The following is a 14,880-nucleotide window of genomic DNA, read 5'->3' as shown; positions in this document are numbered from 1 at the left end:
CCGTGGCGGCCATGGCATAATGCGCAGTCAACAACGGAATACGCCCCATGAGTCGTCGCCTGCTCGTCACCAACGCCCTGCCCTATGCCAATGGCCCGCTGCACATGGGCCACCTGCTGGGCTACATCCAGGCCGACATCTGGGTGCGCGCGCAGCGGATGAGCGGCAATAAGGTGGTCTACGTCTGCGCCGACGATGCGCACGGCACGCCAATCATGCTGGCCGCGGAGAAGGCCGGCATGACGCCCGAGGCCTTCATCGCCGGCATCCGCGAGGGCCACGAGGCGGACTTCGCCGCGTTCGGCGTGGACTTCGACCAGTACCACACCACCCATTCGGAAGAGAACCGCGAGCTGGCGACGCTGATCTACACGCGCCTGCGCGATGGCGGCTACATCGCCAGGCGCAAGATCCAGCAGTTGTTCGATCCGGAAAAGCAGATGTTCCTGCCGGACCGTTACATCAAGGGCGTGTGCCCGAACTGCGGCACGCCGGACCAGTACGGCGACAACTGCGAGCACTGCGGCGCCACCTACGCGCCGACCGACCTGATCAATCCGTACTCGGTGATGTCCGGCGCCACCCCGGTGCTGCGCGACTCGGAGCACTACTTCTTCGAGCTGGGCAAGTTCGAGGGGCTGCTGCGCGACTGGTTCGCCGGCAAGCTCACCCACGGCAAGCCGGTGGCGAACAGCGGCGTCGCGGCGAAGCTGCGCGAATGGCTGGACGGCGGCCTGAAGGACTGGGACATCTCGCGCGACGCACCCTATTTCGGCTTCCCGATCCCCGACGCGCCGGACAAGTTCTTCTACGTATGGCTGGACGCGCCGGTCGGCTACCTGGCCAGCTTCAAGGCGCTGTGCGACCGCACCCGCCTGAAGTTCGACGAGTTCCTCGCTCCCGACAGCAGCGCCGAGATGCACCACTTCATCGGCAAGGACATCATCAACTTCCACGGCCTGTTCTGGCCGGCGATGCTGCACGGTGCCGGTTTCCGCACGCCGACCGCGCTGCACGTCAACGGCTACCTCACGGTGAACGGCGCGAAGATGTCCAAGTCGCGCGGCACCTTCATCAAGGCGCGCACCTACCTCGACGCCGGCCTGCACCCGGGATTCCTGCGCTACTACTTCGCCAGCATGCTCAGCGACGCGCCGGTCGACGTGGACCTCGACCTCAAGGCATTCGAGGAGCGCGTCAACTCGCACCTGGTCGGCAAGTGGGTGAACATCGCCAGCCGCACCGCCGGCTTCGTGCACAAGTATTTCGGCGGGCGCCTGGCGCCGCAGTTCAGCGCCGGGGAAAGCGCGCTGTGGAACACCCTGCTGGAGCACTACGACGGCGTCGCCGCGCTCTATGACAGCGGCGACTTCGCCGAGGTCACCCGCCGCTTCGTGCTGATGGCCGACCTGGTCAACGGCCATATCGCGGCGATGGCGCCGTGGGCGATGGCCAAGGACGAGGGCCGCCGCGACGAGCTGCACCAGGTGTGCTCGTTCGCGCTGACCGCGTTCCGCCTGCTGGCCGGCCTGCTCAAGCCGATCCTGCCGATCACGGTGGCTGCCGCCGAACAGTTCCTGGCCGCGCCGATCGCCGACTTCGACGACGCCCGCGCCAGCCTGCGCAACCACGCCATCAACGCGTTCGACCCGCTGCTCGGCCGCATCGACCCCAAGCGCATCGAGGCGATGGTCGAAGCCTCGAAGGATTCGCTCGGCGCATCGGCCGAAGCTCCCGTTGCCGACAAGAAGAAAAAGCCCAGGAACGACAGCCCGAAGCCTGCCGCGTCGAATCCCGGCGTCCAGCCGGTGAATGCCGGGCCATCCCCCCTTCCCGATCCCGCCACCATCGGCATCGACGATTTCGCGCGCCTCGACCTGCGCATCGGCAAGGTCATCGCCTGCGGCTTCGTGGACGGCTCGGACAAGCTGCTGCGCTTCGAACTGGACGCCGGCCCGCTGGGCACGCGGCAGATCTTCTCCGGCATCCGCGCCGCCTACGCCGAGCCGGAAAAGCTGGTCGGCCGCAACGTGGTGTTCATCGCCAACCTGGCGCCGCGCAAGATGCGCTTCGGCCTGTCCGAAGGCATGATCCTCTCCGCCGGCGACGGCGGCAGCGACCTGTTCCTGCTCGACGCCGACCAGGGCGCCAAGCCAGGCGCCACCGTGCGCTGACGGAAGAGCCATGCAGTGCGTCCACCGATCCTACGACCATGCCGAGGCGGAGATCGTCGCCGGTTTGTTGCGTGAGGAAGGCTGCGCCGCCTTCGTTTTCGAGAATGGCCTGTCACGGCTCAAGTGGTACCAGGTGATCGCATTCGGTGGCCCCCTGGTCATGGTGCCCGATGCATGTGTCACGCATGCCCGTGACGTTCACGACCACTGGCGGCGGGGCGACTACTGCCTCGACTGCGACGATCGCTGCCCTCGCTGTGACGGCAGCGATATCGAAGAAAACCCCAGTTATCGCGGCTGGGCTTTTTTCTTCGGATGCTTCCTCGGGCTGCCGATATGGCCCGCCCTCAAGTGGAGGGAGCGCTGCAAGTCCTGTGGCCACCACTGGAAAGCAGTTCCTCCAGATACTTATGCCGAATTGGCCAGGCAGACCGCCGAAGCCAGAACACGCGGGCACCATGGCTGAGCTGCCGCCCCTCGCCGACCGCATCGATGCCCTGCTGCCGCAGACGCAATGCGAGCAGTGCGGCTATCACGGCTGCCGGCCGTATGCGGAGGCGATCGCGCGCGGCGAGGCGGAAATCAACCGCTGCCCCCCGGGCGGCGCGGCCGGCATCGCGCAGCTCGCCGCCCTGCTGCAGCGGCCGGCGCTGCCGCTGGACCCGGCCCGCGGCGTGGAAAAGCCGCGCCTGCTGGCGCGCATCGTCGAGGCCGACTGCATCGGCTGCACCAAGTGCATCCAGGCCTGCCCGGTCGACGCCATCGTGGGTGCCTCGAAGCTGATGCACACCGTGCTCGCCGACGACTGCACCGGCTGCGAGCTGTGCGTGCCGGCCTGCCCGGTCGACTGCATCGTGCTGGAACCGATGCCGGCGCAGCAGATCGACCACGCGCACGCCGACGCGGCGCGGGGACATTTCCGGCGCCGCGAGGCACGACTGGCGCGCGAAACGGCCTTGCGCGAGGCAGAACTCGCCGCGCGCAAGGCGGCGGTGGACACCGCCGCATCGAGCAACCCGGTGCTGGCCGCGCTGGCGCGCGCGCGTGCGAAGCAGGACAAGTCGCCATGAAAACGCGAGGGAGCAGATCGTCGTTCCAGCGCAAGCTGGAACCCAGTGACTCTCGGGCTGGGGCGGCGGCAAGACACTGGATGCCAGCTGTCGCTGGCATGACGGACGTTTCACCATGCCCATGAAGCGCGCCGACGTGGTCGAGCTGTTCAGCCGCCTGCGCGAGCTGAACCCGCATCCCACCACCGAACTCGCCTACTCCACGCCGTTCGAGCTGCTGGTCGCCGTGGTGCTGTCGGCGCAGGCCACCGACGTGGGCGTGAACAAGGCCACGAAGAAGCTCTACCCGGTGGCGAACACGCCGCAGGCGATCCTCGACCTCGGCGAGGACGGCCTGAAGGGCTACATAAGCACGATCGGCCTGTTCAACGCGAAGGCGAAGAACGTGATCGCGCTGTGCCGGCTGCTGCTCGAGCAGCACGGCGGCGAGGTGCCGCACACCCGCGAGGCGCTGGAAGCACTGCCCGGCGTGGGCCGCAAGACCGCCAACGTAGTTTTGAATACAGCTTTCAATGAGCCGACCATCGCGGTCGACACGCACATCTTCCGCGTCGCCAACCGCACCGGGCTGGCCCCGGGCAAGGACGTGCGCGCGGTCGAGGACAAGCTGGAGAAGGTGATCCCGGCGGAGTTCAAGCAGGACGCCCACCACTGGCTGATCCTGCATGGCCGCTACGTGTGCAAGGCGCGCAAGCCGGACTGCCCGCACTGCGTGATCCGCGACCTTTGCCGCTACAAGCACAAGACCGTCGCCGACTAGGCAACCGGCAGTTGCGCCCGTTCCAGCGCCGCGATGTGGCGTTCCAGCCGCGGCCCCAGGTAGCAATGCGAGCCGCACGGCAGCAAGCCGACTTCACTGAACTCGCGCAGATACCACGCCGGTGCGCGCGCCACGAAACCGTGGTGGTCGCCAGCCACGTCGTCGCGGCTGGTGAACACCTCCAGGAACGCCACGCCTTCGAGCATCTCGCCGATGCCCTGCAGCCCGGCACGGATCTCCGCCGGTTTCAGGTAATGCAGCACGTCGGTGCACACGATCAGGTCGAAGCGGGTATCAAAGCGCAGCTGCTCCAGCTGGCCGAACCGCGCCAGCCCGATCTGGCGGCTGCGCCCGTAGCGCGCCACCACGTACTCGCTGGCGTCCAGTCCGCGATACGCGATGCCCGGCCGCAGCGCGCGCAGCGGCGCGCGCCAGGTCGCCTCGCCGCAACCCACGTCGAGCACGTTGCGCACCGGCCGGCCCAGGTAGTACTCGGCCTGCGCCACCGCCATCGCCACCTTGCGCTTCAGCTCAGCCGGCGAGCCGACCGCATGCCGCGGGTCGCGGTACCACTTGTCGAAATAGTCGCGATCGTAGGTCTTCGGCATCGGCCCGCTCCGGCAAAGGCGGCATGGTAACCGGCAACGGGCCTCGCGGCGCGCCATTCCCCGGACCACTCGCAAGTTGTCGCGGATCGATCGATGCCTTCGTGCCGGTGCATGAATCCCGACCCAATGCCTCGACGAAAAACCTCCCCGCGGTCATCGGATGCCACTCGCGTGCGTTGACACTGTGGCATCGCCGTTGCCCATCCCTGCCGTGCACTGCCTGGAACGCCCCGCATGCAGCCAATATCGTTGTCACACCGTCCGCCGGCCACTGCCACCTCGCCGCGTCCGCACCTGCCGCGACTTGTCCTGTACGCGCTGGCCTCCCTCGCCGTCTCGGCGTGCGGTGCGCAGGCCCGGCCCGACCGCGGCGCCGATGGAACGGCAGTACTCGCGGCACCCGGCAGCCCTCACGGCCGGCCGTTGCATCCCGACGATATCGCCTGGCTGCAGCGGATCGGCTTCGGCATCGACTCGGCTCAGGTAGCCACCTATCGCGAGCTCGGCCGGGGTCGTTACCTCGACCGCCAGCTCGCCGCGAGCGGGTCCGATGCACTGCCTGCGCCCGTCGCGGGCCTGATCGGCAGTTACGAAGCCATCAACACGCCCGCGGCGCAACTGATGACGCAACTGCGCGACGAGCAACAACGCATCCGGGACATGCCCGATGGCGACGGCAAGGTCGCCGCGAAAAAGGCCCTGCAGCAACACGGCCAGAACCTGGCGCTGCAGGCGCAACAGACCGAGTTGCTGCGCGCCGTCTACGGCACCGACCAGCTCAAGGAACAGCTGACGTGGTTCTGGCTCAACCACTTCAGCGTGTACGCAGCGAAAGGGCGGGTACGCTGGGTCGTCGCGGACTACGCCGAGAACACCATCCGCCCGCACGCACTGCGCAAGTTCAGCGATCTGCTGCTGGCCACGCTGGAAAGCCCGGCCATGCTCGAGTATCTGGACAACGCGCAGAACGCCCGGGGCAAGGTCAACGAGAACTACGCGCGCGAGCTGATGGAACTGCACGCGCTGGGCGTCGGCTCGGGCTATACCCAACAGGACGTGCAGCAGCTGGCGCTGATCCTGACCGGCTCGGGGCTGGCCCCGCCGAGCGGCCGGCAGCGCCGCTTCAATCCACGCATGCAGGCGCTGGTCGTGCGCCGGGGCCTGTTCGAGTTCAACCCGGCACGCCACGATTTCAGCGACAAGGTGTTCCTCGGCCAGCGCATCAAGGGCAGCGGCTTCCGCGAGGTGGAACAGGCGGTGCAGCTGATCGTGCAGCAACCGGCCTGCGCGCAATTCATCTCCCGGCAGCTCGCCGAATACTTCGTCGCCGACGATCCGCCGCCGTCGCTGGTGGCGAAGATGGCCACCACCTTCCAGCGCAGCGGCGGCGACATCGCCGCCGTGATGCGCACCATGCTGACGTCGGCGGAGTTCGACGGGAGCGGCGGCAAGTTCAAGGATCCGTCCCGGTTCGTGGTGTCGGCCATGCGGCTGGCCTACGACGGCCAGCCGATCGCCAACGCGCGGCCGCTGGTCAATTGGCTCAACCAGATGGGCGAACCGCCATTCGGCCGCCCCACGCCGGACGGCTGGCCGCTGGAGTCCGCCGGCTGGAGCAGCTCCGGCCAGATGGCCAAGCGCTTCGAAATCGCCCGAGCGATCGGCACCGGCGACAACCAGCTGTTCCGGCCCGAAGGCAGTCCCAGGGTCAACGCCGGCTTCCCGATGCTGACCACCCGGCTTTATTACGAAGCGCTCGAGCCCGGCCTTTCCGCCAGCACCCGCGCGGCGCTGGGCAAGGCAACCTCGCAGCGGGAGTGGAACACCTTCCTGCTGTCGTCGCCGGATTTCAATTACCGCTGAGCGCCGCACGTGTCCATCCAGCCGCCTTCCCCGCCACCCGCCGAGGCACCCCATGAACCGCCGTGAATTCCTGTTTGCCGCCGCCAGCGCTGCCGCCGTTCCGGCGCTGTCGTTTTCCGGCAGGCTGTTCGCCGCGCCGGCCAGTTCGCCACGCTTCCTGCTGGTGTTCCTGCGCGGCGGCTACGACTGCAACAACCTGCTGGTGCCGTACGGCAGCGACTTCTATTACGAATCGCGCCCGACCCTGGCGATCGCCAGGCCCGATGCCGGCAACCCGTCCAGCGCGATCGCGCTGGACGCGGACTGGGGCCTCAACCCGGTGCTGCGCGACTCGATCTACCCGCTGTGGCAGCGCAAGCAGATCGCCTTCGTGCCGTTCGCCGGCACCGACGATCTCTCGCGCAGCCATTTCGAGACCCAGGACAACATCGAATCCGGCGAACCGATCGCGCCGCACCGCGATTTCCGCAGCGGCTTCCTCGCACGCCTGTCCGGCACGCTGCCGCGCGTCCCGGCCATCGCGTTCACCGACGCGTTGCCGCTGAGCTTCCAGGGTCGCACGGACATTCCCAACATTTCGCTGCGTGGCGTGGCCAGGCCGGTGTTCGACGCCGGGCAATCGTCGATCCTCGCCGGCATGTACAGGGACACCCCGCTCGCCGCTGCCGCTGCCGACGGGCTGGAGCTGCACCAGCAGGTATCGAAGGATCTGCAGGAAGAGATGACCAAGGCGAACCGCGGCGCCGCCAATGCAAGGAACTTCGCCGCCGAGACCCGGCGCATCGCCACGCTGATGCGCGATCAATACCGCCTCGGCTTCGTCGACGTCGGCGGCTGGGATACCCATGTGAACCAGGGCAGCGTCAGCGGCGCCCTGGCGAACAACCTGGAAAACCTCGGGCTGGGTCTGGCGGCCTACGCCGACGCGCTTGGCAGCGAATGGGACAACACCGTGGTGGTGGTGGTCTCAGAGTTCGGCCGCACCTTCCGCGAGAACGGCGACAAGGGCACCGACCACGGCCACGGCACGGTGCACTGGGTGCTGGGCGGCAAGGTCAACGGCGGCCGCATCGCCGGCGACCAGGTCGCGGTCACGCAGCAACGCCTGCTGCAGGATCGCGACTACCCGGTGCTCAACAACTACCGCGACGTGTTCGGCGGCGTGTTCAAGCGCCTCTGGGGGCTGTCGGACGGCCAGTTGCAGGCGGTGTTCCCGCAGGCCCGACCGCGCGACCTGCAACTGGTCTGAGCCACTGCGCGGTCAGCTCGCCTCGCGCGGCACCAGCATGTGCTTGGCGATATATCCGTGCAGCCGACCGAGGCCGCGCGCCAGGTGCAGGGTGGCGAACAGCAGCACGATGCCGATCACGCACATCGCGATGGCGTCGCCCCAGCCCGGCACATGTGCGCCGAAACCCCAGTCCACGGTGACCTGGCGCGGCCAGGACAACCAGCTGTCGTCGCGGAACAGCATCGCCAGCGGCGCAGCGATGAAGGCGACCGACACGCTGAGCAAGGTCACCGCCAGCGTGAAGTACACGATGCCCAGCGGCAACATCAGCCACATGTAGCAGAGGGTGGTCCAGGTATGCACGTCGGTGAACATGCTGCCGATGCGCTGCATGAGGGTCATGCCCTGGGTCGGGTACACCGGCCGGCGCGGCATGCGCATGCCCAGCATCGCCTCCACGATGCGCCCTTCCACCAGCGACAGCACGCGCACGCTGCCGAAGAACAGCACGATGAACGGCAGGCCGATGATCAGCACTGACAACCCCATCGACAGCGACAGGCCGGTCACCGCCCAGGTGAAGTAGAAGATGCCGGTGGCCAGCGCCAGCAGCATGTAGAACAGCGCGCCGTAGGTGCGCGGATCGGCGGCGACGCCGAAGAAGCGCCCCGCCAGCGAGCGCCGCTTCGGCGGCCGCGGCGGCCGCAGCGCGCGCTGGATCTTGATCTCCTGGTCGCGGTAGATGTCCGCCACCTCGTCCGGTGCACCATAGCTGCCGACGACGTGTTCCAGCATCTGTGCTTCGCTGCGTTCGGGCTGCTCGGCCAGTTCGGCGCGCAGATGTTCCTCGGCGTCGTACAGCGCGTCCTGGACCAGGGCCGGGTCGGCGCCGCGCAACGCGGCACGCAGCTGCTCAAGGTATTCGACGATGGTACGTGGCGCGTTCATGACACCCCTCCTTGCAAGACGTTGTCGACGGAATCGCGGGTGGCGTTCCATGCGGCGACCCATTCGCGCAGTACCTCGCGCCCCGGTTTGGTAATGCGGTAATAGCGGCGCGGCGGCCCGCTGACGGACGGCTCCACCTCGCTGGCGAGCAGGCCGGCCGCCTCCAGGTTGCGCAGCACGGGATACAGCGCGCTCTGCTTGCCGGCCAGCACCCCCTCGCCCGTTTCTTCGAGCCTCTTGGCGATCTGGTAGCCGTACATCGGCTGGCGCGACTGCCCCAGCACCGCCAGCAGCACCAGCGACACGGTGCCGCTGGAAAGCTCCTTCTGGAACTTCTTCAACTGGCCCGAGCTGTCGTCCACTTCGGCTCACCCGCACTGCCACCCAGAGTTGAGTGAATCATAGTATTAACTTGACACTAGTCCATGGGCCTGAAGTCATGCCACGGCCAACCGGCAGCCGTGGTCGGGCACTCATGTTTGTGCGCTTCGTGCGAACACGGGCATCATGGAGGTATCCAGCGCCGGTCGCGATATGAAAGAGGCACCGTCGCATACGACAAACAGGGATACGACGCTCAACCTGCCTTGCCAGGGGCCGGCCATGCCTGTTCCAGAATCGACACCATCCCGCGCTCAACCCATGGCCATCACGCCCGGCGGGGCGTTGGCCGTGCTTGCGGGGCGCGAATGCCGCGCGATCGACCGGGCGCTGGCCAATACCCGGAACAGGCACGCCGGCATTCATCGGGCACGCAAAGGGATCCGTTCGCTTCGCGCGATCCTTGCGCTGGCGGAGCCGATGCCGGATCACGCAACCCGGCGGATCGATCGTCGCCTGCGCAAGCTAGCACGGGGCCTCTCCGCACTGCGCGATGCATTCGTCGCGATGCAGACAGCGCAGTCGCTGGCCGTGGGTGGAAGCGCAGCGCCGTGGCATGCCCCTGCCGTCGCCCTTGAAGAGGTCTGCAACCAGGCGTTGCGGAGTGCGTTGGCCACGGACCCCGACTTCGCCGCGCGAAGAAGCGAACTTGGCCGGATTCGCCAGGCGCTTTCCGCCCTGCCGTGGGAACGTGTCAGTCCGCAAGCCATGGCGCGGGCATTGAAACGCAGCCAGCGCCGCACCAAACGCAGCGAAGACGATGCCCGGCGCCGGGATACCGTCGGCCTGCTCCATCGCTGGCGTCGTCGCCTGCGTCGACTGCGCCTGCAGCTCGATGCCATGGCGAAGGCTTCCGCCATGTCGCCGTATGTCGTCGACCCGGCGCACCCCCGACGGCACATGCGCGAACTCAAGCGCATGACCGATGCCCTGGGCCGGCAGCAAGATCTTCGCCTGTTGCGGCGCCATCTCGCGAGGCTCGATGCGGATCATAGAAGCCCGGCCCAGCTCCGCCTGGAACTGCGCAATGCGACGGCCGACGCAGCCAGGGCGACGGCAGAACTTGCCGGATGAGGGTGCGGAAACCGCCAGCGCGACCTGCGGTTTCCAGGAACCACGGCCGCCCTGATGCAGCTCAGGTGACGGACGCGACCGGTTCGCTCGCGGAAGCCAGAAATACGTGGAAGCCAAGCCGTTCGCGCTTGGCATGCCGCTTGGCCCGGGCGGCGAGCGTGGCGATGACTTCGGGACGGCGCGGAAACGGCGCCTGGACGCGCACCGCACCGATCGACACGGTGGCCAGCGCGAAGAACTGCCGCGCACCGCGACGGTCCTCGCCCTCGATGCCGCCCTGGGCGAGATCCTCGGCATCGAACAGGGCACGCGAGCGCTCGTTGAATTCGGCGATGACCGTCCGGCAGCGCGATTCCCAATCGGCGCTCTGGAACAGCAGCATGAAATCGTCGCCGCCGATGTGGCCGACGAAATCGCATGCCGGATCGATCCGCGCGGTGAGGATCGCCGCCAGCAGGCGGATCATCTCGTCGCCCCGGAAGTAGCCGTACTGGTCGTTGAACGGCTTGAAGTCGTTCAGATCGACATAGGCGGCAACGAATGCGCGCTGCTCGCGGATCAGGCGTTCCATGTGCCCGGTCACCGGTATGTTGCCCGGCAGGAAGGTGAGCGGATTGGCATAGCGCGCCGCCTCGATGCGCTGCTCGGTCACGCGCCGCACCAGCGACTCGCCGGTGCCGAGCCCGAGATAATTCCCGTCGCGGGTGATGATGAAACCGTCGGTCAGGTAGCGCTGGTCCTCGCCGCGCAGCACGTCGGCCATGCTCTCCACCGACTGGCCCTCCTCGCAAAGCAGGGGTGCGACGTGCATGAAGGCCTCGCAGGATTTCCGCCCGAACAGCTCGCGCGCGAACGGCTGCGCAAGTCGCTCGGTGAACACGCGGCGATTGATGAGGCCCACCGGACGTTCCGCGTCGGTGACCGCCACGGCATGCAGTTCGTCGTGCCGCGCGAACAGCGCCGCCACGTCGTCGTTGGTCTGCTGCAGGGTGACGGCCGGGGCGGGAATCACCAGGTGACCCGCCTGCAGCGGCCGTTGCGTGACCGGGCCGCGCGGCCGCGGCGGCACCGGCACCGTGTGCCCGCGGATCGCTTCGCGGGCCTCGTCACTGACCGCAACGACGGCCTCGGTCAGCGGTCGTCCAAGCAGAAAGCCCTGCGCGTAGGAAATGCCCAGCTCCCGCAGCAGCCGCAGGTCCGCGGCATCTTCCACGCCCTCGCCCACCAGATCGGCGCCGAGCGTCTCGGCGACGCTGCACAGCGCACGGACGATCGCGAGCTTTTCGGCGCTTCGCGCCAGCCCGTGCACCAGGTAGCGATCGATCTTCACTATTTCGGGGTGAAGTTCGTTCCACATTTCGAAATTGGAGTGGCCGTTGCCGAAATCATCCAGCGCGATGCGCGTGCCGCGCGCCCGCAGATAACCGACGGCGTGGGCGAGTTCGGCCGGATTCTCCACGATGTCGCGTTCGGTGATCTCGATCGTGATGCGGTCGAGGCTTATGCCCGCCCTCGACAGCGCGGCGATCAGCTGGTCCGGCTGCAGCCCGCCGTCCATGATGGTGTGCGCGCTGAGATTGACCAGCAAACGACCGCCCGCAGACTGCATGGCAAAGGCGGAACAGACAGTGCGGGCAGCCAGCAGTTCGAACTCGCCGAGCCGGCCCTTGGCGCGAGCCAGGTCGAGCATGTCGAGCACGCTGAGGTCCCGGGCTCCTTCCGCCGGCCGGCACAAGCCCTCGTGCGCCACCACCGTCATGGTATCGAGCCGCACGATCGGCTGGAACACCGCCCGCAGTCCGCTGCCGCCAGCCGCCTGGTCGAGCAGGGATGGACCGCGATTGTCTGGACCAATAACCATGCTCATGCGAGCTTGACCGTCCGATCAGGTGAGAACCGGGAGTGGAGCGGCGAACATGGTTCGCGAAGACACGGCAACCTCGTCGATGGCTGGCGGCGGGGCCGCCGTCTCCACGAGGGTGAAGAAGCCGACTTCGTCCAGCAGCGCCGTGGCGCTCTCCCTCATCGCACGGCTCGCCGCGGCGGCCTGCTCGCCGAGTGCGGCATTCTCCCGGGTCATCGCATCCATGTCGATCACCGCCTGGTTCACGGCCGTGATCTCGCTGGCCTGCGCGCGGCCGGCCACCAGCATGGCCGCCATTGCTTCGGCAAGGCGATCGACGCTGCTGCCGATGCTTTCGATCACCTCACCGGCCCTGGCAACACGGCTGAGGCCGCTGCGCACGGCGTCGTCGCTCGCCTTGACGAGGCCACGGATATCCCGTGCCGCCTCCCCGCTTCGCTGGGCCAGCTGGCGCACCTCGGTGGCCACGGCCCCGAATCCGCGGCCGTGCTCGCCGGCCCGGGCGGCCTCGATGGCCGCATTGAGGGAAAGCAGTCGGGTCTGGAAGGCCACCTGATCGATCATGTCCAGCATGTCGCCCATGCTGCGGCTGGTGCGGTCGATGGCTTCCATCGAACCGATGGCTTCGCCGACCGCAAGACGGCCATGCCCGGATTGCTCGCGTGCGTTGCTCGCTGCGCGATCGGCGTCCCTGCCCAGGCGCGCACTCTCGGAAAGAGTCGCCGCGATGCTGGCCATGGCGCCGGAGGTACGCGCCAACTGCATCGCCTGCAGCTCCGTGCGTCGACTGAGCGCGTCATTGCCATCGGCGATGCCGGCGGCATTGCCGTCGAGCATGCAGGCCCGGTCCCGCACCTGGCCGACCACCGCGGCGAGCTGGCGGTCCATGCCGTCGAGGCTCCGCAGCAGGCGGCCGATCTCGTCATCGTGCCCGGGTTCGACCGGCTCGCCCAGCGAGCCCTGGGTGATGCGCGTGGCCACCCGCGCCGCAACCGCCAGGCGCCCCGTCAGGGACCGGATGATGCGCAGATCCACCCACAGCGTCAGGCCCAGCGCGGCAAGCACCAGGAGGATCAGCGCATGGAGCCCGCGCCGGTTCGCCACATGCTGCAGGGTAGCCTGCGAATCGCCGGCAGCGAGCGCCAATGCAAACAGGTTCGAAAAATCGCTCTTGAGCGGACCGAAGGCGTTCTCCACGTCATTCGAGACCTTGAGCCTCGCCAAGTCGAACTGCTCGGACTTGAGCAGGGCGACGGCCTCGTCGATCGACGAATCCGCCGCAGCGCGATGCGCTTCCACCAGCGTCAACAGCTGCCGTTGCCCGGCACCCAGGCCACTCTCCCTGAGCGGCCGCCAATGCTTCTGGACGTCAATGCGGCGGCCCTTGATCTGGGTCTCGGCGTCATCGACAGACGAGGGCAATTCGGTCAGCGCTGCATGCGTCACCGCCTGCAGCATATCGTTGTAGTCGTTCTGGATCCGTCCCACGTCCGCTACCGGTGCGAGGGTATCCGACACCACCTGCTGCAGCCGCGTGTCGGCCCTGGCGAGCAACATGGCAGACCCGGCGCACACCAGCAAAAGCAATACGACGGTGCCGGCCAGTCGTGCTGCCAGACGTGCGCCGAAAGAGGAGAGGGATGGAAGGGCGAAGCGCAGGGACATGAGGGAATCAAGGCTGGCGAGGTCACCATCTAACGGCTGCCGCTTCGTTTACTTGAGCCGGTGACGAAATATTTCTTTTATATTTCAATATATTAAAGAATATATTTCACGTTCGCCCATCAAGCGCGACGACGGATCAAACCCTGCCTCGGCACCGCGGAAAGCATGCCCAGCTTGCAAGACAGCGCTGTTACGAGGCATCAGTGCGGGCCTCGATGCCATGCCCATCGGCACTCTGCTAAGTTGCTGCCCTCGCCCATCTCTACGTGCAAAGGGAATGCCATGCTCCATCGCCATCTCGCCATCGCACTCGCCCTGGCGGGCAGCCTGCTCGTGCTGCCCGCCGTCGCCGCCGAACAGGACAAGCCCACGCCGACGGCGAAGGAAATCCTGGCCAGATCCACACCGGCGGAGTGGCGCACGCCGGATCCACAGAACCTGCTGTTCATGCAACTGCCGACCGGACGCGTGGTGATCGAGCTGGCGCCGGATTTCACCCCGCTGCACGCGGCGAACATCCGTACCCTGGTGCGCAACCACTACTTCGACGGGCTGGCGATCATCCGGGTGCAGGACAACTTCGTCACCCAATGGGGCGACCCGAACGACGACGACAACGGCGACAAGAGCAAGATCCGTTCCCTGGGCAAGGCCAGCAGGACGCTGCCGCCGGAGTTCACCCGCCCGATCGACGCGAAGCTGCCGTGGACGCCGCTGCCGGACGGCGACGTATACGCGCCCGAGGTGGGCTTCAGCGAAGGCTTTCCGGTGGCGCGCGACCCGGCCAGCGGGCAGCAATGGCTGGCGCACTGCTACGGCATGGTCGGCGTGGCGCGCGACGTGGCCCCGGAAACCGGCAGCGGCAGCTCGCTGTACGCGGTGATCGGCCAGGCGCCGCGACGGCTGGACCGCAACCTCGCCGTGGCCGGCCGCGTGCTGGAAGGCATGCCGCTGCTGTCCGGACTGCCGCGCGGCGCGGAACCAATGGGCTTCTATACGAAGCCGGCGCAACGCGTCGCCATCGAGTCGGTACGGCTGGCCGCCGACATTCCGGCAAAGGATCGCCCGGCGATCGAGGTGCTGCGCACCGGCAGCGCCAGCTTCGCCGCGCTGGTCGAGGCAAAGCGCAACGGGCGCAATGCTTTCTATGCCCGGCCGGCCGGCAAGGTCGACCTGTGCAGCATCGACGTGCCGGTGCGCGAGGCGAAAGCGGCGCATTGACGCCACCACACCGCTGCAAAC

General features: G+C 67.5%; 13 protein-coding genes. 8 read left to right on the top strand and 5 right to left on the bottom strand.

The features are described from left to right. Positions 1-47: 47 nt before the first annotated feature. The 4 genes from metG to nth all read left to right on the top strand — a co-directional run bounded on the left by metG (position 48) and on the right by nth (position 4,004). Entirely contained in the window at positions 48-2,174 is a 2,127-nt protein-coding gene (metG, locus tag DEO45_RS07620; protein WP_114342129.1) for a methionine--tRNA ligase, read from the top strand. Between the two features lie 10 nt (positions 2,175-2,184). Further along, a complete protein-coding gene (locus tag DEO45_RS07615; RefSeq protein ID WP_114342125.1) occupies positions 2,185-2,640 on the top strand; it encodes a putative signal transducing protein in 456 nt (151 codons plus the stop codon). Continuing rightward, positions 2,633-3,244 (top strand): RnfABCDGE type electron transport complex subunit B, encoded by a 612-nt coding sequence (locus DEO45_RS07610; protein WP_114342122.1) that lies wholly within the window; start codon positions 2,633-2,635, stop codon positions 3,242-3,244. Before DEO45_RS07615 ends, DEO45_RS07610 begins: the two co-directional genes overlap by 8 nt. A gap of 121 nt (positions 3,245-3,365) precedes the next feature. Next, complete coding sequence (nth, locus tag DEO45_RS07605; protein ID WP_114342119.1) at positions 3,366-4,004, top strand: endonuclease III; 639 nt, start codon at positions 3,366-3,368, stop codon at positions 4,002-4,004. On the opposite strand, the gene DEO45_RS07600 is transcribed toward nth, so the two are convergent. Next, on the bottom strand, positions 4,001-4,612 hold the full coding sequence (locus DEO45_RS07600; RefSeq protein WP_114342116.1) for a class I SAM-dependent DNA methyltransferase: 612 nt from the start codon (positions 4,610-4,612) through the stop codon (positions 4,001-4,003). The two genes, nth and DEO45_RS07600, sit on opposite strands and share 4 nt — an antisense overlap. 234 nt (positions 4,613-4,846) lie before the next feature. Between DEO45_RS07600 and DEO45_RS07595 the strand changes: the two genes are divergently transcribed. Then, positions 4,847-6,475: a DUF1800 domain-containing protein gene (locus DEO45_RS07595; RefSeq protein ID WP_114342114.1), complete on the top strand. Its 1,629-nt coding sequence runs from the start codon at positions 4,847-4,849 to the stop codon at positions 6,473-6,475. A gap of 52 nt (positions 6,476-6,527) precedes the next feature. Beyond that, on the top strand, positions 6,528-7,724 hold the full coding sequence (locus tag DEO45_RS07590) for a DUF1501 domain-containing protein (RefSeq protein WP_114342112.1): 1,197 nt from the start codon (positions 6,528-6,530) through the stop codon (positions 7,722-7,724). 12 nt (positions 7,725-7,736) lie between these two features. On the opposite strand, the gene DEO45_RS07585 is transcribed toward DEO45_RS07590, so the two are convergent. Further along, entirely contained in the window at positions 7,737-8,654 is a 918-nt protein-coding gene (locus DEO45_RS07585; protein ID WP_114342109.1) for a sensor domain-containing protein, read from the bottom strand. Next, positions 8,651-9,016: a PadR family transcriptional regulator gene (locus DEO45_RS07580; RefSeq protein ID WP_114342106.1), complete on the bottom strand. Its 366-nt coding sequence runs from the start codon at positions 9,014-9,016 to the stop codon at positions 8,651-8,653. Before DEO45_RS07580 ends, DEO45_RS07585 begins: the two co-directional genes overlap by 4 nt. A gap of 280 nt (positions 9,017-9,296) precedes the next feature. On the opposite strand from DEO45_RS07580, the gene DEO45_RS07575 reads away from it, so the two are divergent. Further along, complete coding sequence (locus DEO45_RS07575; RefSeq protein ID WP_189339697.1) at positions 9,297-10,109, top strand: CHAD domain-containing protein; 813 nt, start codon at positions 9,297-9,299, stop codon at positions 10,107-10,109. A 61-nt stretch (positions 10,110-10,170) separates the two neighbouring features. Here the strand turns inward: DEO45_RS07575 and DEO45_RS07570 are convergent, their stop codons facing one another. Beyond that, complete coding sequence (locus DEO45_RS07570; RefSeq protein ID WP_114342101.1) at positions 10,171-11,976, bottom strand: EAL domain-containing protein; 1,806 nt, start codon at positions 11,974-11,976, stop codon at positions 10,171-10,173. Between the two features lie 18 nt (positions 11,977-11,994). Next, the gene (locus DEO45_RS07565; RefSeq protein ID WP_114342098.1) at positions 11,995-13,638 is read right to left on the bottom strand and encodes a methyl-accepting chemotaxis protein; all 1,644 of its coding nucleotides are present in this window, start codon (positions 13,636-13,638) and stop codon (positions 11,995-11,997) included. A 282-nt stretch (positions 13,639-13,920) separates the two neighbouring features. Between DEO45_RS07565 and DEO45_RS07560 the strand changes: the two genes are divergently transcribed. Next, a complete protein-coding gene (locus DEO45_RS07560) occupies positions 13,921-14,859 on the top strand; it encodes a peptidylprolyl isomerase (RefSeq protein WP_114342095.1) in 939 nt (312 codons plus the stop codon). The last annotated feature ends 21 nt before the right edge of the window (positions 14,860-14,880 follow it).

Origin of the sequence: Rhodanobacter denitrificans (assembly GCF_003335105.1) — a bacterium.
GTDB lineage: Bacteria > Pseudomonadota > Gammaproteobacteria > Xanthomonadales > Rhodanobacteraceae > Rhodanobacter > Rhodanobacter denitrificans_A.
The sequence above is the reverse complement of the archived record's forward strand: the minus strand, read 5'-3'. Positions and strand labels throughout refer to the sequence as shown.

Bases quoted from the DNA above. Each gene is read 5' to 3' on its own strand.
- DEO45_RS07575 (WP_189339697.1), top strand. From the start codon at position 9,297: ATGGCCATCACGCCCGGCGGGGCGTTGGCCGTGCTTGCGGGGCGCGAA.
- DEO45_RS07590 (WP_114342112.1), top strand. From the start codon at position 6,528: ATGAACCGCCGTGAATTCCTGTTTGCCGCCGCCAGCGCTGCCGCCGTT.
- DEO45_RS07615 (WP_114342125.1), top strand. From the start codon at position 2,185: ATGCAGTGCGTCCACCGATCCTACGACCATGCCGAGGCGGAGATCGTC.
- DEO45_RS07565 (WP_114342098.1), bottom strand. From the start codon at position 13,638: ATGTCCCTGCGCTTCGCCCTTCCATCCCTCTCCTCTTTCGGCGCACGT.
- nth (WP_114342119.1), top strand. From the start codon at position 3,366: ATGAAGCGCGCCGACGTGGTCGAGCTGTTCAGCCGCCTGCGCGAGCTG.
- DEO45_RS07560 (WP_114342095.1), top strand. From the start codon at position 13,921: ATGCTCCATCGCCATCTCGCCATCGCACTCGCCCTGGCGGGCAGCCTG.
- DEO45_RS07610 (WP_114342122.1), top strand. From the start codon at position 2,633: ATGGCTGAGCTGCCGCCCCTCGCCGACCGCATCGATGCCCTGCTGCCG.
- DEO45_RS07595 (WP_114342114.1), top strand. From the start codon at position 4,847: ATGCAGCCAATATCGTTGTCACACCGTCCGCCGGCCACTGCCACCTCG.
- DEO45_RS07570 (WP_114342101.1), bottom strand. From the start codon at position 11,976: ATGAGCATGGTTATTGGTCCAGACAATCGCGGTCCATCCCTGCTCGAC.
- DEO45_RS07600 (WP_114342116.1), bottom strand. From the start codon at position 4,612: ATGCCGAAGACCTACGATCGCGACTATTTCGACAAGTGGTACCGCGAC.
- metG (WP_114342129.1), top strand. From the start codon at position 48: ATGAGTCGTCGCCTGCTCGTCACCAACGCCCTGCCCTATGCCAATGGC.
- DEO45_RS07585 (WP_114342109.1), bottom strand. From the start codon at position 8,654: ATGAACGCGCCACGTACCATCGTCGAATACCTTGAGCAGCTGCGTGCC.